The 18800-nt window shown below is 41.0% G+C and carries 15 protein-coding genes; 5 read left to right on the forward strand and 10 right to left on the reverse strand.

What is annotated here, in order from left to right:
- Nucleotides 1-48 precede the first annotated feature (48 nt).
- Complete coding sequence (locus tag J7K40_05120) at nucleotides 49-636, forward strand: hypothetical protein (GenBank protein ID MCD6161778.1); 588 nt, start codon at nucleotides 49-51, stop codon at nucleotides 634-636.
- A gap of 150 nt (nucleotides 637-786) precedes the next feature.
- Here J7K40_05120 and J7K40_05125 read toward each other — a convergent pair whose 3' ends face one another.
- From J7K40_05125 to J7K40_05135, 3 genes are all read right to left on the reverse strand, one after another.
- Nucleotides 787-2928 (reverse strand): insulinase family protein, encoded by a 2142-nt coding sequence (locus tag J7K40_05125; GenBank protein MCD6161779.1) that lies wholly within the window; start codon nucleotides 2926-2928, stop codon nucleotides 787-789.
- 12 nt (nucleotides 2929-2940) lie between these two features.
- The gene (locus J7K40_05130; protein ID MCD6161780.1) at nucleotides 2941-4446 is read right to left on the reverse strand and encodes an insulinase family protein; all 1506 of its coding nucleotides are present in this window, start codon (nucleotides 4444-4446) and stop codon (nucleotides 2941-2943) included.
- A 441-nt stretch (nucleotides 4447-4887) separates the two neighbouring features.
- Complete coding sequence (locus J7K40_05135) at nucleotides 4888-5265, reverse strand: PilZ domain-containing protein (GenBank protein ID MCD6161781.1); 378 nt, start codon at nucleotides 5263-5265, stop codon at nucleotides 4888-4890.
- A gap of 586 nt (nucleotides 5266-5851) precedes the next feature.
- On the opposite strand from J7K40_05135, the gene J7K40_05140 reads away from it, so the two are divergent.
- A complete protein-coding gene (locus tag J7K40_05140) occupies nucleotides 5852-6388 on the forward strand; it encodes an HDIG domain-containing protein (protein ID MCD6161782.1) in 537 nt (178 codons plus the stop codon).
- Between the two features lie 8 nt (nucleotides 6389-6396).
- Nucleotides 6397-7173 carry a TatD family hydrolase gene (locus J7K40_05145; GenBank protein MCD6161783.1) on the forward strand — a complete coding sequence of 259 codons (777 nt, stop codon included), beginning with the start codon at nucleotides 6397-6399 and terminating at the stop codon, nucleotides 7171-7173.
- Between the two features lie 369 nt (nucleotides 7174-7542).
- Here J7K40_05145 and J7K40_05150 read toward each other — a convergent pair whose 3' ends face one another.
- Genes J7K40_05150 through J7K40_05165 form a run of 4 tightly spaced genes read right to left on the reverse strand, consistent with a single transcriptional unit; the run spans nucleotide 7543 to nucleotide 10956 of the window.
- Entirely contained in the window at nucleotides 7543-8241 is a 699-nt protein-coding gene (locus tag J7K40_05150; protein ID MCD6161784.1) for a hypothetical protein, read from the reverse strand.
- Nucleotides 8238-9095 (reverse strand): hypothetical protein, encoded by an 858-nt coding sequence (locus tag J7K40_05155; protein MCD6161785.1) that lies wholly within the window; start codon nucleotides 9093-9095, stop codon nucleotides 8238-8240. The genes J7K40_05150 and J7K40_05155 overlap by 4 nt, the downstream gene beginning before the upstream one ends.
- 1 nt (nucleotide 9096) lies before the next feature.
- Entirely contained in the window at nucleotides 9097-9744 is a 648-nt protein-coding gene (locus J7K40_05160) for a hypothetical protein (protein MCD6161786.1), read from the reverse strand.
- A 3-nt stretch (nucleotides 9745-9747) separates the two neighbouring features.
- Nucleotides 9748-10956, reverse strand: a complete 1209-nt coding sequence (locus J7K40_05165) for a hypothetical protein (GenBank protein ID MCD6161787.1) — start codon at nucleotides 10954-10956, stop codon at nucleotides 9748-9750.
- Between the two features lie 305 nt (nucleotides 10957-11261).
- Between J7K40_05165 and J7K40_05170 the strand changes: the two genes are divergently transcribed.
- Nucleotides 11262-11819 carry a hypothetical protein gene (locus J7K40_05170; protein ID MCD6161788.1) on the forward strand — a complete coding sequence of 186 codons (558 nt, stop codon included), beginning with the start codon at nucleotides 11262-11264 and terminating at the stop codon, nucleotides 11817-11819.
- Nucleotides 11820-11929: 110 nt separating this feature from the next.
- The gene (locus J7K40_05175; protein ID MCD6161789.1) at nucleotides 11930-12670 is read left to right on the forward strand and encodes a T9SS type A sorting domain-containing protein; all 741 of its coding nucleotides are present in this window, start codon (nucleotides 11930-11932) and stop codon (nucleotides 12668-12670) included.
- A gap of 45 nt (nucleotides 12671-12715) precedes the next feature.
- On the opposite strand, the gene J7K40_05180 is transcribed toward J7K40_05175, so the two are convergent.
- From J7K40_05180 to J7K40_05190, 3 genes are all read right to left on the reverse strand, one after another.
- Entirely contained in the window at nucleotides 12716-15400 is a 2685-nt protein-coding gene (locus J7K40_05180; GenBank protein ID MCD6161790.1) for a right-handed parallel beta-helix repeat-containing protein, read from the reverse strand.
- 251 nt (nucleotides 15401-15651) lie between these two features.
- Nucleotides 15652-16551, reverse strand: a complete 900-nt coding sequence (locus J7K40_05185) for a T9SS type A sorting domain-containing protein (GenBank protein MCD6161791.1) — start codon at nucleotides 16549-16551, stop codon at nucleotides 15652-15654.
- Between the two features lie 392 nt (nucleotides 16552-16943).
- Complete coding sequence (locus J7K40_05190) at nucleotides 16944-18767, reverse strand: DUF2723 domain-containing protein (GenBank protein ID MCD6161792.1); 1824 nt, start codon at nucleotides 18765-18767, stop codon at nucleotides 16944-16946.
- Nucleotides 18768-18800: the final 33 nt, after the last annotated feature.

Here is an 18800-nt window from a genome sequence, read left to right on the forward strand (position 1 = left end):
GCTAAAGAAATAATTAACAAAAAGGAAGTAATAAACAAGGAGAAAAACATGAACAAGATGGTGAGAAGCTGTACTTTATTAAGTATTATAGCAGTATTAGTTGTTGGTTTAGTATTCTCCGGTTGTTCAAATGACACCCCTCTCGGTCCTGATTCTAATGTCGAACAGACGTCATTAAATAGAATGATTCTGCCGTTGGGAGGAAGCACTACAACGCAAAGTAAGGGCGGTGGTGTTGGTGATCTAACTGTAGTTACGGCAGTTGAAGTTGATAAAGTAATAAAAGCTTCAAGTGGCGGAAAAATAGATATTGTTGATAATTCTTATGAACATCTTTTTACTATTCAAGAGAATGCCATTCCGACCGATACGCTGATTACTATTGCAAAAACTCATGAAATGGTTAATGAAAATGAATCGGCTGTTTTTGAATTTGGTCCTGATGGTTTGGTATTTAGCAGTTCTTCTGTTCTCGAATTTGAAATGGCAGAATTAGACTCTTCTGCCGCTACTGCAAAACTGTACTATTATGACCCTTCTGATGAAACTTGGGATTTGCAGGATACTAAGTCGGTTGTTGATGGCAAGGTTGCTTTCGATATCGATCATTTTAGCAGATATGCAATAAGCGATTAATAAAAAAGGGTGGAATATATTAAGTAAAGCCTGCCATTGGCGGGCTTTTTTATTTGCGCCAAAATGCAGAGTTATTGATTGCCAAGCGGTACTTGGCAACCAATATGTAGAATTTTCGTGTGGCAGGAGCTCTTTCCTGCCATTTTACAATCATGGCTTTTCAAAAGCGTTATCGGGTATATCCGGATTGATATTAAATTTCGTTATCTCTATCCGGCCGATTTTCTGGCCATTAAGTTTTCTGTGTGTTACAAACGGGATTTTTATACCTTCAGTCTCTATGAAATTATCATAAGTTTCCTCAATAGTGCCATCGCCCAATGGCGACGAGCCCCAATAGGATTTCGAGACTATAATATTATTCTCGGCATTAAATCCTATCCTGCAAACTCTTTCATCGTTTTTATCAAGCAATACAACAAATTCAACGCGAGTATCACCGACAACATCCTTGCCGTCATATACGGCTTTGTAAGTGGGGTTATCCGACATCCGGCAAATACATATCGTATTTCTCGCTATATCTTGAATATCCTTTTTAATGTCCTCATCGGTTTTCGGCACAAGCTGGCCAGCTTGGTCGGCTTTCCAGCCTTTATTGCCGTTTCTGATATCAAACATCTCCCGACCCATCATATTAACAACCGTTCGATTTTTATCCGGGTAAACATCAAGGCTTTCGATTCCAATCGGGAATTCGCCCTGCGGGGTCATAATTGTAAAAGTTGCCTTTGTTGAAACAGAATTTATTTTCTTGAAATTTTTCAACCCACCATGAGCGGCAACTGCCATATCTATTAATTTTTTTCCTTTTGCCAGGTTTTCCGGGGTTATTGAAAGCTCGCCGGCGGTCTCGCCCGATGGGATTGTAATATCGATTTCATTAATCGAACCCATATTTAGCTCCGTTAAAGGCAAATCGAAATCTTTGGCATCTCCCAAAACCAATATCTTAATCGCATCCGGCCTAAGATTTTTCCGGGCGGCTTCAATTACATCATTATCGGTTACTTTTTCTACGCCCTCTTTTTGCTTGAATATTAAATCTTCCGGCAAGCTATAAAAATCGTAATTCATCAGCCTGCCAATAACCTCAGATTTGGAATCAAAATTAAATACAAATGAATTCAGATAGCCATCCTTGCCCAATTTCATCTCATTTTCGGTTGGCGGGTCTGTCTGCATACTTTTAATTTGCTCTAACATTAATTTTATCGCTTTAACAGTCGTTTGAGGTTTGGTGGAAGCATAAGCATAGAAAATGCCGGGATATTCTATATTGGCTGAATATCTGCCAAAAGCCACATAGGCTAAACCCTCTTTTGAACGAACATTGTCTGTCAAGCGGCTACCGAAACCTCCGCCAAGCACACTGTTCATTACTATCCGAGCCGGGTAGTCTTCATCTGCAACAAGTCCGCCGATATGTCCCATTAATATGTAAGTTTGAGGCAAATCCTGTTTGTAGATATAATTAACGGTGTTTTCAAATCTATAATCTACCTTAGGAGGAAGGGGAACTTCAATATTGCCTTTCTGCCAGTCGCCAAAATACTTTTTCACCTTTTTTATTACATCTTTTTTCTTAAAGTCGCCCCAAATCGCTATCTGGATATTTTCAGGGTGATAATATGTTTTATGGAAATTAAGTAAGTCATCACGAGTAATAGAGTTAATGCTTGCATATTCAGCATGACGGGCATAAGGTGATTCGGAGCCATAGATAAGCTTTATATATTCTCTAATGGCAATTGGAAACGGCTCATCGTTGCGGCGGGAGATTGCAGTTCTTGCTTGGACTTTAGCCAGTTCAATTTTGTCCTCATCGAATACCGGACGGCGCAGGATTTCTGCCAGAACCTGCAAGCCAAGGTCGGTGTATTCGCTTAATACTCTCACTGAGGCATTCCCGGACAATCGACCGATGGATGTTTCCACGCTGGCGCCGATTCCCTCAAGCATCTCGTCGATATCATCGCCAGTCCATTTTTTCGTGCCGCCGGTACGCATCACAGTACCGCATAATGAAGCCAGACCAACCTTATCGGCAGGTTCGAGATAAGAACCGCAGTTTACTCTAACAGAAGCCTCAAATGTCGGCAGACTTTTATCCTCAACTAAGTAAAGCCTGATGCCATTATCGAGGGTGGTTTTATCTACTTTGGGAATCTCAAGCTTATTCAATGGAGGAAATTCAAGATTGTCAACTTCCTGGGCGCTTAGATTTATCGAGCTAAATATCAAAACCAGCGCTATAAATACCGTTAATATCATTTTATTTTTAAGCATCATTTAAACCTCGCCTTAGTTTTCTATAGTATTCATAACACCAACCGTGCAATTATCACGGTTAAGGTACTGTTTAGCTACCCGTTGAATATCCTCAGCAGTGATAGCGTTTATTTTATCTAATTCATTGAAAAGTTCGCGCCAATCACCAGAGTATGTCTGATAAGCGGCTAATTGCGCAGCCAATCCCCCATTGCTATCGAGGTTAAAGATTAATTCGGCTTTAGCCCTGGCTTTTATTTTTTCAACTTCTGCCAAAGGTATTAATTCAGTTTTAAGCTTTTCGATTTCGGTCAATATCTGTTTCTCGCACTCTTCATTCGAGTGGTTTTGCGATGGTATAGCATAGACGAGAAATAAACAGGGATATTTGCTGGCAGGATAACCGGGATACACGCCAACCTGAACCGCAATTTTTTTCTCTTTAACTAAGTTTTTATGTAACATTGATGTTCTGCCCTGACCAAAGTAATCAGCCAATGCTTCAATAGCCAGCCAGTCAGGATGAGTTGACTCGGGGATATGCCAGCCAGCCACTAATAATGGCTGAGAGGGGTCTTCCATATAGACCCGCCGTTCGCTTTTCTGTTCGGGTTCCACAGTAGTTACCGGTTCCGGAGGAGATTGATAGGGAATCGAGCCCCAGTATTTTTCAGCCAGCTTTATTATATCCTTAGTTTTAACATCTCCGACAACGGCAATGACCATATTTGAGGGAACATAATGCTCCTTATAAAAAGCCATAGCGGCTTCGCGGGTGTAATTATTGATGTCGCTGGTATGTCCTATAATTGCAATGCCATAGGGATGGGCTTTAAATGCGGCGGCTTTCATTTCATCAATCAATCGTCCGAATGGACTGGATTCAAGCGTCATTCTGCGCTCTTCCATAATAACATCACGCTCTTTAAACATCTCCCGCAACACCGGTTCTTTGAACCGCTGTGATTCCATAGCCATCCACAGTTCAACTTTATTGGATGGATAGCTTGATGTATACATAGTGAAATCCATTGAAGTGCCGGCATTCAGACCAACACCTCCTTCGCGTTCTACAATTTGGCTGAATTCATTGGGAACTACCAGTTCATAGGAGGTTTCACGAGCGGTATCATACGCCTTGTTTAATATTGCCAGTCTTGTCGAGTCGGCATAACGGCCTTTTAGCCGTTCTTTGCGCAATTCCATAAATATTGAGTCTTCTGCTGCAATCAGTTTTAGTTCTTCCTCGATATTTTTACTGCCGATATATTTAGTTCCCTTAAAAGCCATATGTTCAAACATATGAGCCAGACCAGTATATCCCTTGGGATCATCCGAGCCGCCAACATTTGCCCAGGTTACAAACGAAACTACCGGCGCGTCATGACGTTCCATGATAATAATCTTCAGACCATTATCCAGATTGTATTCTGTAATTTTCTTTTTGACTTTGGAAAAATCGAAACTTGATGCAGTAGTCGTCATCGTCAGGATAACACAGATTGTAATCCATATAATCCGGTTAACTGTCTTGTTCATTCAGACCTCCTTAAGGTTTACTTATAAGAACAGCTGATAAATTAACATAAAAACCTATAAAAGTTAAGTGTTTTATAAAAATATGCAGGGATTTGATTATTAAGCCGTGCGATGCACATAAAATCTGATGTTGAGACTACAATCTTGCCAATTCAATTTGCGGACCAGCAGTTGCTTTTGATAAAAGCAATAATCCTAAAACAATCATTGAGAAAACCATAATTGCTTTATGGCGTTGATTAATAGACAGCATACTTATTTTCTCCTTCTCGCGATGGTTTAAAGCATACGTTTATTATACTTAATAAACTACGGAAATTTTCGTAGAAAGTTTTAATAAAAAATGGGGAATGCTAATAAAATCCTATTAGCTCCATAATCAATAAACTGTTATGGATATTAGGACTGTTTCATTCAATAATTTTTGATTGGTTTTAAAATCTACTCAAAATGCGCATAACCCTCATCAAATGAGGCATTAGAAAATGTGGATTCCTGTATCAAATGCTCTATAACTTCCACATTAGCCGGTGAAATACTCACAAGCTGAAAGCCGGAATCATAGAGATCGGGATTAGACGCTTTTTTGCACCATTTGCTTTTTGCGCCGAAAGAAATGGATTTCTTCCCTTCTATGCCAACAGGCAATACCATCCTTAGCTGAAATGTTCTATCCGTTTCAATAGGTTCATCGCTGATTAGCTTCATGCCATCGGTAGTAATATCTACTAAGCGTCCTTTAAGTTCATGAGTATCCTCATCGAATATTCGCGAGTAGTAAAATGTATGTCTTCTCGTGAACTGTCTTTTTTCTGTCATAATTGCCGCTCCTTCAACAATGTCTTTGATAAACTTGCTTAACGGTTAGCTTGTTAATTTTTGTAATGAACATTCATTTCTTTTCTTGCAATATCTGATTAAATTATCGGCTTTATGTCAATATAGCTTAACCCTTATCGAAATATTTGTTAAACGATGATATCCGCTTTAAGCTGCTGTATTATAAGCTTAGGTTTTTTTCACTACTGTCCGGGCTTTTGTCCGCCTTAAGCGGATGCAATAGTGATCATCATCGAATAAGAATCGACTTCTGAAATCTAATTCCTCCTGTCGGCGGACAGGCATGAGATATTATGCAAAGCAAAAAAATAGAACTTGTTTGCCTATAAAGATATTCTAACGACCTATTATTTTAGTGAAAGGCTTTCTGAGTTTCCGTTTTCACGAGAATGACATTACTGAGTTCCCGTTTTCACGAGAATGACAATACTGGATTCCCAGCTGTGGCGCTATGATATTTTTTTGCGGTTCTTCAATTTCATCCAACCACAAATTGACTTTCAGTTCTTAATCTGTTTTATTAGCGGAAAATTAAACTCGGTTTCTTAAAATAAAGGAGGCGATAATGCCTGATGATGTTTATAAACTATGGCCGGAATTGAAGTGGATTAAAGATGACGGCCTTCGCGTCAAAACCGCCGAAACATGGGAACTGGCACTGCAGGAAAGCAAGCTGAATGCTGATGACTTAAACGAAATACCTTTCACTTTACTGGTTAAAGATTGCCCGGTAACATTCATGGAACATAAGCGGGCAGTCGTTCACATTGCTTACACAGCGGCAAAATCAATGCAGAATTTCTTTGGCGATAACCTGCCAATCGATATCGATATTGTCATCTCCGGCGCTATTTTAGCTGATGTTGGCAAGCTTTTGGAATATGACAAAGTTGATGGTAAAGCCGTGGTAAGCGCTTATGGCAAATACGTGCGGCATCCCTTTTCAGGCGTTGGCCTGGCTATGAAATGCGGCGTACCGGATAAAGTCTGTCATATCATCGCCACGCATGCCGGCGAGGGCGATTTATTTAAGCGCACAACCGAGGCTTATATTGTGCATCATGCCGACTTTATGAGTTTCTTGCCCTTTAAGAATCTGTAGATACAATCATGCTTATTGATGCCCATGCACATCTCGACAGATACGAGAGTCAGCTCGAATCGGCTCTCAATGAAATAAACCGGCATAAGATATTTACTATCAGCAACTCAATGGATTTGCATTCATACAGCCGCAATCTTGAGATAGCGAGAAAATGTCGCTTTGTCCTACCCGCTTTTGGAATTCATCCCTGGCATGCCGACAGTTACTGTGAACGGCTTGACGAGCTTGAGAAGCCAACGAGTGAAAGCATAATAATTGGAGAAATCGGCCTGGATTATCATTTTATTGACGATGAAACCCGCTATCCGGCGCAATGGAAAGTGTTTGAATTTTTCCTCAAAAAAGCTAAGGAACGAAACAAGCTTATCAATGTTCGTACCAAGGAAGCTGAACAGGACGTATTAAACCTTTTAGATATATATGGAATAGAAAAGGCGATTATTCACTGGTATTCCGGGCCTTTAGATATTCTTGGGGACATGGTGGATAAGGGATATTATTTTACTATCGGCGTTGATGTTCTTTTTTCAGACCATATCAAGGAAATAGCCCGCATACTGCCATCAGAGCAATTGCTGACAGAGACAGATAATCCCGGTGGTTATAACTGGCTGGCAGGTAAGCCGGGTATGCCGGGGATACTCAATAACGTGATAAAGGAAGCTGCTGATATACGGGGAGCATCCGTTGATAATATAATTAATGTTGTGGAAAGAAATTTCAAACGCTTAATAGCTGATAACAATAAACTAAAAGAGGTTTTTGAAAAAGCCTGTAAATAGCCATAGGCGGTCAGAAACTTTATCTGACCGCACTATTTTTTTAATTCGGATTATTTACGAATCTTAACATGTGATTCTTCTGCCGGAGCTGTGGGAAGTAACTTCCGACAGCACAAAAATCCGTCTCAGGCGATGCCCTTATGCGCTGATGTTTTTTTATGTTGTGTCAGTTCGTAGTCCGCCTAAGGCGGATGAACTGACACATTTTGCTTGATAAGAAATCAGCAGGTTACTCTATTTTACTACGATCTGACTAAACAGTTGGATTTAACGTTAAAAGCATACCCCTGACCCCTCTCGAGAGGGGAATAATAAAAAGGCTGGTGCACGAGGACATGCACCAGCCACATATAACTCGCGCTCACGAGTTTATGGTATCAGCCCCAGCCAATCGCTGTACAGGAAATCGAGCCTGCCGATTAATAGCGACATACGCGACATTACCGTATATCCGAACGAGGCGCCGAAAGTAACCATAAGGAAATAGATGCCTATTTTGGCGGCGCCGCCGGTTATGCCTTTATGCTCTTTCGAGAAATAAAAATATGTCAATCCCGTAACTACGCCGATTAATATCAACAAGCTGTTGAAATTTGCCCAGCTAATAAAGCCGGGTTGGCCGATAACGATAAAGTTTTTCAGAGTATTCTCAATCTGCACCATTGCATTTGAGGCTAAGTATCGGGTAAGCTTTAGTCCGGCAGTGGTGCCGATAATGAATGCCAGCGGCCAGCGGGAAATCCAGCCGATACGAGGCACAAGCCTCAATACCATCATAATAGAGAGAATGCCCGCTACAACATACCATATTCTTTGGTCATATTGACCATGCGCAAAGATATTTTGAAGCGCGCCATCCTCGCCGCCAAAACCTAACAATTTTGTTACGCCGAGGTTATCAAAAAGCTTCGGTACAAGGTTTTGCCAGAAAAGCGAGATAAACCAGAAACCAGCTGAAACACCCAGAAAAATCGCCTCGGTGAGCTTATAGAAAGGGTTATCCTTATACAGAAATGATAAAATACCAAGCGTCAACAACGCGCCAATCCAGACTCCAATAACGGTCATAGTACCCCTCCTTTCTTTTCTTTACGGGTTGCGAAATAGGCAATATTAGCTACAATAATAAACAGCACAATTACGGTGTGCGCGAATGTCTGTCCAACCATGTATTTAACAGCCCGTCCTTTAAGATTTGTCAATATCTCGAACTCCGCGCCGCCTTTCATACCGCCTGCCAATCCCTGAAGCTGTCGGCCAAGATAGGGATACATCTGAGGCGCCTGAACCGCTGTATTGCCAGCGCCGACAGTAACACCAAAACGATCGGCCGCATACAGAACCCATTCCAGGGTTCCGGGATATCCTGCCGATAAGTTGAATACATAATCGATATTGGAGAAATTTTTCACACCGCGCATGATAGGAAATGTTCCTACAGCTTGACCGCGATAATCAAGCGGGAACATATCCGGTATTGAGGAGCCCATTCTCTGGATGACCATCTCATTCCCTGCCTGGAAACCAAGATTGATATAGTTCTCGCCATAAACAAATTTTTCTCCCTCCTTATCCTCCGCGATAACTCTAGCTCTTTCAGCCTGCACTGGTCCTTGCGGCCAGAGGCCAATCACTATAACTTTAAAATCGCGCTGCAAGGCATAGGTCAAGAACGTTTCCGCCATCGGCTGAAGTTCTGGCTCGGAGCTGGGGTCAAAATCGAGCGATATTAGCACTTTTGAGCCATCAGGCAATTTCTGCATAGATTCGACAAGCGACTCGACCGCCTCTGATATTGAAATATTCATTTCCATTGAAATAAACATGGGAATCGATAAAGCCACGAATATAAACAGAAAGATTATTCGACGATCGATATTCATTAATTTCACAAAGAAGTTTCTCATGCTTTCAGAAGCCATCTTAATCACCTCCCAGATATGAGCGTTCAATGCCAAGAATAAGACGCAATGATGTTGAGGCTATGCCCAGCGCAATGCCTATCATAATCGCTCTCTGACCAGCCATATTCAAGATATTCATAATCCATTCGGAAATTGATGACATATGCAGGAAATTAGGCAGCCAGCCGGTTAAATAATCGCCAAGAGGCACCTGGCCAAGCATTACAAAAAATGCCGCTAATAGCAGTATTGTCGCCTCTTTATTGCGCGCCCTAAATGCTCGGTAAGAAGCCGAACCCACATAGAAAGCCAAAAGGGCAAACATCATCGCTGTTAGGGGCGTATAAATGGAATCATAAATAAATCTGAAATCCGAACCTTCCTCCAAAAAACCCCGTCCGCTATATAATCCAACAATTATCGTAACAATAAAAGTGATTATGATTACAATGGCAAACTGCCAATCTTTCTGGTGTTTATATACTTTATCACCGGATACCTTTATGAGATTTAGAACTCCAAGCAGAATAGCAGCAGCCTCGATTACCGAAAACCAGTCGGCAAAAACCTCATTTAATGTGCCGAAAGGTTTATGGGGAATGAAATACTGAATAACCAGCACTGCGCCGACGATTCCTGCAATCATCAAGGGAACTTCACGTTTCATCGGCTAACCTCCTGTTACATTAAAAAGTGATGCAAAATTGCATATACCCAGAACCTGAATCACAAAACCGATAATCAGGGATAGTATAATCAACATTTTTCCAAAGTCTTGTCCCTTAAGAGAACCCAATTGCTTTGGCTCATGAGACAAGTAAGCGCTGGCGGCAAACAGCTCCTCCCCGATAAGAGTGTAATCGCAGGAAGCTACGAAGAATGGCAATTGGGAGGGCATAGCTGTTCCGGCAATCTGAATTGCGCCTATCGAATTTCCGGTTTCGGCTAAGATTAATGATTCGGCATAGAAAGCGCCCTGATAGAATATCGTGGCTGGTTTTTGGCGGACAATCAAACCATCGATACCGGCGGCATAGCCGAACTGGTCGTCGGTCAGGTAATACACCATATCATCCGAGTAGGTCTCGGGACGGCCGGCATTTATATAAGCCTCCTTAACTACCTCGCGCGCAGTAACCATAACCAGCGACCGCGAAACCGGCACATCTATACTTGCCTCATATTCAGCGGTCAGTTTCGCTACACGGCTAAGGATAGTCAAGCCGGCGATAGTCTGCACTTCGTTCATATCCTGAGTGCCGGGAATGAAGAATATCTTTCTCCCCATTTCGGTGGCTCTGCCAACAGCCTCATCGACAGCCTCCAAGCCGGCGATTTTTCTGATATACAGCTTCTTGCCGGCTTTAGCATGAGATATATAGTATAAGATTGCGCCTATTACTATAACCGTGAGGATGAACATATTAATCAAGTTGGTATTAAACCACTGCTGGCTGGAGACAACGCTGTCGGTTGCTGCCGTGCGAGCTAAAGCGCCCCCAGCTTTCGATTCTATTGTATAATAATAATCCGCGCCGTCAATAACCTTGTAATCGATATATGTCATCCATTCCAGTTCATTACCAACCTTAACGGGGACTTCATCGATTTTTTCGAATGGTCCATCCGGCGATGTGCCCCTTAGGATGTTATACCCTATGAATTCCGAAGTGCCGGCAAGGTCATCGACAGAGCGTTTCCACTTAACAGTAATCGATGAGCCGGCATCGTTGGGCGTATCTTTGGCAATCACCTCCTGAGGTGGAGCAACTGTCGGCGGCGGTATTGTATCGGGCTCCGGTATAGCCTCATCCTGAGCGAACGATACCGCCATTAACATTAGCGCTAAGAACACGCCGATAAGAAAAATTTGTTTCATCAACACCTCTCTTTGGTTTGATATTGAAGCATTAGTTAAGAATGATTATTAATACGCTTTCGTTGCTGTTTACATTTGTCCATAGGTGAACTTGTCTGTAATCTGCCTTAGGCGGACTGGCGCGCAAGGACGCACACCAGTCGCTAATCCAAACATATAACATAACTATAATTTTATCTCAATTGCATGATATGAGTCAAGCGAAATAGATACGAGAGCTGGTTTACAAAAGCTACAATTTTTATTATATGGCATCTTGACAATTAGAGCATTTTTAGTTATTATATGTAATACAAGAAGGCAACATGACTGATTACAAAAAAGAAATGATAGCTTTTATAGTTGTTTTTATTGTAATGGGTTTTCAGCCTATATTGGCGACTATTATCGAGGTGCCGGAAGACTATTCGACTATACAAGCAGGTATAGATGCCAGTTTGGATGGTGATACTGTGCTGGTAGAACCTTACACCTATTTTGAGAATATCAAATTCAATGGGCATAATCTTATGCTGGGGTCGTTGTTTTTAACTACGGGGGATACAAGCTATATTTCGCAGACGATTATTGATGGGAATTCGTCGGGTTCGGTTATAACATGCGATAGTAGTGAAAATATTACTGTTACTATTACTGGTTTCAAAATACAAAATGGCGTGGGCAACATTTCTGGCGGTGGAATATTTTGTTATTGTTCTGATCCTACAATTACCCATAATATTATAAGTGAAAATGGCGCTGTGTATGGAGGCGGGATTTGTTGTGTTTGTTCTAACCCTAAGATTTTCAACAATATAATAAGCGGAAATTCCTCTTTCTATGGTGGCGGAATATTTTGTTATGATTCCGACCCTTTGATTTAAATAATACTATAAATGGAAATTCTGGAGAAGGCGGCGGAATTCGCTGCGAATTCGCTTCTCCAACTCTTAAAAATAATACAATAAGTAATAATGGCATAAGCGCTATTTTATTGTTAGGTTCATCTTCGACAATATACAACAACATTATAATTAACAATTTTGCTACTAATGGTGGTGGAATCCATTGCATTGGTTCATCTTTATCAATTATCAATAGCACAATAAGCAGAAATAGTGCTTCTTGGGGAGGCGGTATTTTTAGCGATGCCAGTTCTCATATAATTGTTGCTAATACGATACTTTGGGAAGATACTGAGTATTGCGGACCGGAAGAGATTTACTCTAATTGCAGTACAACAGTAGCTATTTATAGCAACATCCAAGGCGGTTGGCCGGGTGAAGGCAACATGGATGCCGACCCGCTATTTGATGATCCCGACAATGGTAACTTTCGTCTTCTTGTCGGTTCACCATGTATAGACGCTGGTAACCCTAATTCTCCGTTTGACCCCGACAGCACCAGAGCGGATATAGGCGCATTCTATTTTGACCAATCAACAAGCATTGAAGAAACCTATCCGCTGCCTTTGCAATTCTCTTTATCCCAAAACTATCCCAATCCTTTTAACCCAACAACCACAATCTCATTCATGTTAACGCATCCGCAGCACGCAACACTCAAAATCTATGACCTGCTTGGCAGGGAAATTCATACGCTTATTGATGAGCATAGACAAGCAGGGCAATATACCGCTGTTTTTGATGCCTCCGATTTAGTTAGTGGTTTCTATTTCTACTGTCTGCAGGTGGACGATTATACCGAATCTAAGAGTATGATACTGTTGAAATAAAAAAAGGGCGGCTAAAGACCGCCCTTAAAATCACAATTTCAATTTCTATTTACTAACTCCAATCGGAATAACTTGCCCTGTAGCTGGCGGTGTTTCGCAATTAGGCCAACCAGCTGGGGGATCATCGGGAATAGGAGGAAAGGCAGGTACATAATTAACACAATACTTAATATCGGCAGTGCCTTTGAAGTAGCCAACCAACCGCGTAACATCACTTCCCATCACTATGCAGTCGCCGTTCGCATCCGCCGAACACCAGAAACCATCAATTAAACAAGGTTGACTTGCTGGCAAACCTTTAAAATAGTTTACCAGATAGGTAACATCCGCGCCAATGACTTGCGGCGGCCAAAGACCATTGGCCATGTTGATATCGCCTGGCAGGTATAAATAGCCAACAAAATACAATGCTCCCATATCGGCAGGTGTCCCGTCCGGGTCTAACGGCGATGAAGGATCGCCTGTATCCATACAAGGTGAACCGGAAGTGAGGCGGTAATCATTAAGAGATGGATCAATAAATAACGGATCCACAAGAATGTTTCCCGCTTCCGGAACAATATTGTTGTAAGGACCGCTTGCATTGCCGTAAAAACAATTATATAAAAGATGAAGATTACTGCCGCTGAGTACATTAAACCCATAATGTGAGTTGCCATAGAATATATTATTTCTAATATATGTATCAGTCGAGTAACCCTCGCAGAAAATACCGCCGGCAACCGAAGCTGCCGTGTTGCCGCAAATCGTATTGTTCTCGATTATCCCGCCTCTTGCATCTATCCGCATAGCGCCGCCAGCTAAGCCAGCATCGTTGTCGTAAACAACATTGCGCTTGAATATAAATGAGCAATTAAAAGCATGGAAACCTGCGCCGTTGTTGGAAACGGAATTATCGTAAATATAATTCGAATATATCAAAGCCTGATGGCTCTCATCACAATCTATCGCGCTCAAAGCGCCGCCATGAACTCCGTAGTTATTGCGCAGAATATTATTTCTTATTGTTGGAGCGGCATTATCTCTAAAAAGAATTCCTCCGCCGCACAAATTTGGTGAAGTACTGTAGTTGATGTTGCTTTCAACAATGCAGTTCTCAATCACCGGCGATGAGCCAATGCATGTTATTCCAGCTCTGTCGGATGAATTTCTCACAGTAAAACCGCATAAGATTGAGTTTTCATCTTCGCTATTGATAAAACTCACAATACTTAGACTGTTAACCGCTTTTTCGATAATCGTTGAGCCGGCTCCATTTTCACTGGCAACTAAAATAGCCTTGCCGAGAAAATCGATATGTTCCGGATATATCCCATCGGCTACTAATACCGTGTCGCCATTAATAGATATATCGATAGCTGCCTGTATCGTAGGAAAATCCCCTGGGACATGAATTGTTTCATAGTTTGGAATTAACATATTCAGTTCAATTATTTCATCTGTAAATACCCAAATATCAGCAATAGATGTGTCGTCGTAATCTATATGAGAAAAAGATATTTCATAAACTGCCGGAGTCGGTAAATCGGCTAAAATATATTCGCCATACTCATTAGTAATATCAGTATAAACTTCACCAACCACACTAACCTCAACTCCCTCTATAAGAATGCCATATTTATTTGTTGCTACACCAACAATATCGCCAAAACCCACGAGCGAGTTAAAATACAATGCTCCCATATCGGCAGGTGTCCCGTCCGGGTCTAACGGCGATGAAGGATCGCCTGTATCCATACAAGGTGAACCGGAAGTGAGGCGGTAATCATTAAGAGATGGATCAATAAATAACGGATCCACAAGAATGTTTCCCGCTTCCGGAACAATATTGTTGTAAGGACCGCTTGCATTGCCGTAAAAACAATTATATAAAAGATGAAGATTACTGCCGCTGAGTACATTAAACCCATAATGTGAGTTGCCATAGAATATATTATTTCTAATATATGTATCAGTCGAGTAACCCTCGCAGAAAATACCGCCGGCAACCGAAGCTGCCGTGTTGCCGCAAATCGTATTGTTCTCGATTATCCCGCCTCTTGCATCTATCCGCATAGCGCCGCCAGCTAAGCCAGCATCGTTGTCGTAAACAACATTGCGCTTGAATATAAATGAGCAATTAAAAGCATGGAAACCTGCGCCGTTGTTGGAAACGGAATTATCGTAAATATAATTCGAATATATCAAAGCCTGATGGCTCTCATCACAATCTATCGCGCTCAAAGCGCCGCCATGAACTCCGTAGTTATTGCGCAGAATATTATTTCTTATTGTTGGAGCGGCATTATCTCTAAAAAGAATTCCTCCGCCGCACAAATTTGGTGAAGTACTGTAGTTGATGTTGCTTTCAACAATGCAGTTCTCAATCACCGGCGATGAGCCAATGCATGTTATTCCAGCTCTGTCGGATGAATTTCTCACAGTAAAACCGCATAAGATTGAGTTTTCATCTTCGCTATTGATAAAACTCACAATACTTAGACTGTTAACCGCTTTTTCGATAATCGTTGAGCCGGCTCCATTTTCACTGGCAACTAAAATAGCCTTGCCGAGAAAATCGATATGTTCCGGATATATCCCATCGGCTACTAATACCGTGTCGCCGTTAATAGATATATCGATAGCTGCCTGTATTGATGCTGAATCAGCAGGAACGTGAATTGTAGCAGCTAATGAAGAAGCCGTTAACAACACAAAAATGGTCCATGTTAATGAAATTAATCCTTTCATAACAACCTCCTGCGTAAAGTAAAAATTTTAGATTTACGTTAAATAGAGCTGCGTACTTAATTTACTAAAGAAATATACATGGCCTACCAGAGAACGCAAGTGATTTTCAGGAGTTTTTAACTTATTTTGGGACAAGGTGAGGTTTTTTCCGTTTTGGATTGTTAATGGGGATTTAGATGATGCTATTGAAATAAAAATAAGGGCTGCCGAAACAGCCCTTTAATGCTTATACTAATTCACAGATTGGAAGGTTATTTCAATAAAACCATCCTCTTGGTCTCGGCATGTTTTCCCGCCTGTATCTTATAGAAATACACTCCGGATGATTTGTCATTGGCATGCCAGACAACCCGATATTGACCTGCCGGCTGTTGTTGATTAACCAATGTCTCGACCTTCTGGCCAAGCACATCATAAATATCTATAACAGCCACAGCCTCCTCAGGCAGGCTATAGCTTATTGTCGTTTCCATATTAAAGGGATTGGGATAATTCTGCATTAAGGCAAAACTTTCAGGTTTAACAACAGCATCATCAACAGAACTGCTGCCATTAAAATGAACCAGGCAAAAAGATTCAGCTACTGTATAGCCAGCATCGCCAGCCGTATCGCCGGCATTTGCCGGTCCCTGGAATCGGTCTAAACCGGGACCATAGGCCTCCACTGTATTACCCGGCAAGGAGGGATCATTTACCGATTTTGTAGCTAATTTCAATACCTGAGTCGGCTCATCAAGATTCAGCCAAGGGTTTGGCTGACCGCCAAGGTCTGCGAAACCGAGAAATGTTAAGCTGTTCCATCCCGGCTGAAATTCATCATTGAATGTATAAAAATTAGCCTCATCCCACTCAGTAAGAGGATAATATATCTCACAGGAATCTTTAAACATCGTATCGATATAAGATTTATTAAATCCTGTCGGCAGGCAAATATTGGCAACATAGGCATTGTCGGTTGTTTTAATATAAACATAAAGGTCGATTACGCTGTCGATATTCCCTTCTATTGGGGAATCATTAAGGTTGCCGTACCAAACATACATAGAATCATCCAGGCTTTGTGCCATAATTTGCGCAGGATTTACACAAATGAACACTGTCGATACCAGCCCGAAAGCCATAATAATTAATGTATTTTTTAATTTATTCATTTCATTTTATCCTTTGCTTCCCTTAAGGTTAAGGTATTTTATTTATTGTATTTATCATATTATACAATAAATTTTCAGAATGTCAATATATCTATACTAAGCAAAATTTGTGCCTTGCAATATAACAATATTTTAATACTAATATCTCCTTTTGTTGGTTACTGTATAATGCATCGTCTTGATATATTATAATTTTATTTCTGCCAATATCATAGGCGATTCTGATTGAAAAAGATCATTCCACTATACTATCAAATATTATATATGCCGGAGAATATTAAAAGTTCCTTAAAATTCTTGTCAGGGTTGTCATTGTGAGCACAGCCTGTTTTCGTCTATTTACATGCCGGCACACGAGTACATACACCAGCTACTTAAATTTCTTATCAGGATTAATCCTCAGCATTTTTCATAACCTTCTCCATCTTTATGCCAAGCATATAATATCTATCAGCCTCTTCAAAATATTCCAAAGATCGGCAAAATCGTTCTCTTGTTATAACAGCCCTATAAAAATAAGAAAACGCTGTTTTGGTTCTTCTGTCGATATACACAAAAGATGTTTCCCAGCTTGAGATATCAATTTTATCGATATCAAATTCTATGTAATCGATATTTTCCTCAAGTTTGTAAAACACGCCAACAGGAATTCTGATAAGATTTGGAACCACATCAGGGTCATTCAGGATATTTGTATAGATTGGCCTGTTAATTCTATTGGAATTTACAATTGATGAAATCATTTCCCGAAAGGCTTGAGTTAATGTCCGAGAATCATATTTTTTTCTCTCCTCAAATGGTTTAACCAGTTCGATAAAACGGTTGATCTGTTTTTCCGATTGCCCGACGATATTCGGATGATACCGTTTCAGAAAATCCAGATACCAGGAACGCCGCAGCAGCTCTTTATCAATAATAACCGCATCCGGCCGGATGTTTTGAGTATAGCGATAATAAAGCCAGGGCGAATAGAAATCCCAGTTTTCGATTATGGCTATGCCGTTTTCTGCCATTGATGCCAGCATATTTTCGACACCTGCCGCGGCAAAAGTTTTCCGGCTTTTATCCTGCTTGAAATAGTTATCTATAAGATTTGATAACGGCAGGACAATCAAGGCGAATATTATGAAGGCTTTGATAATTTTTTGATGGCTTTTTACCGTACTGATAATAGCTATTTTATTGATTAGATAAAACAATCCGGCACCGGTAAAAATCGCCATAACCGCAAAACCCAGCAAATAATACGATTCAATATCGATAATATCATAATTTGAACTGTAAAAAATATCAGCCAATACAATTATTATCAGGAATACAGATATTTTTAGCTGTTTTTTTATCAGATATATCATTCCTGTCACAGTTAGAAACAATCCGACAATTCCGAATTGAACATAAAGGAGCTTGAAAAAATAGCCGATTCCCTCAGCCATCTGTGCCGGCGACTTGAACATCCAGACCCGATACTGCCAACCACTGATATGGTTTATCAGCCCCTCAAAGCTGGCTGGATTGCTCCAGTTCAGAAAAGGCTCGAATGTGCTTCGTATCGGCAAGTAGATATAGGCGGAAAGCGCCATTAAAAGGAAAAATATTGCGAATAAGCAGCGCGATGTAAACAGCCCCTTGATGCCATCAGTGGTATAAATCATATAGATTATAGCCGGCAATAAAAATACCGTGCCCATATGCGAGCCGAAAGACAAACCCCAGATATAGAATCCGGCAATGAGATACCTGTTTTTCCGCTTATTTAGATAACCTATAAAAAATAGTATCGCTAATAAATCAGCCAGAAGCGTTGCGCAGTAAACCTCGTTAGCTGTTCCCTGAGACCACCAAACAGGAGTAAACGCCATAAAAAGCGAGATTGAAGCGGCTGTCGGCTTTTTTAATAATGAATTTGGCAAAACCTTCATTATTAACATATACAAAAGGCAAACTGAAATAGAAGTAATTATTAACGACAACAAATTGCAGCGAAGTATCACCTCACCCGGCAATAATATTACCGCTAATCTTCCCAGAAGAGTATAAAGCGGGTAGCCTGTCGGATGAGGAATGCCCAACAGCGCGCAGTTTACAGCCAGTTCGCCGGAATCAATAAACTCCACTGTAGGGCAAATGGTTTTCAGGTATATTAAACCGGAAAAAACTAATACACCGGCAAGCCAGATATTATTTATTGCGAATTTTTTGGCGTTTCGAATCAAGGTAATAATAGCTAATGCCTTGCCAGCCTGCCT

The sequence above is a fragment of the Candidatus Zixiibacteriota bacterium genome (assembly GCA_021159005.1).
Taxonomy (GTDB): domain Bacteria; phylum Zixibacteria; class MSB-5A5; order UBA10806; family 4484-95; genus JAGGSN01.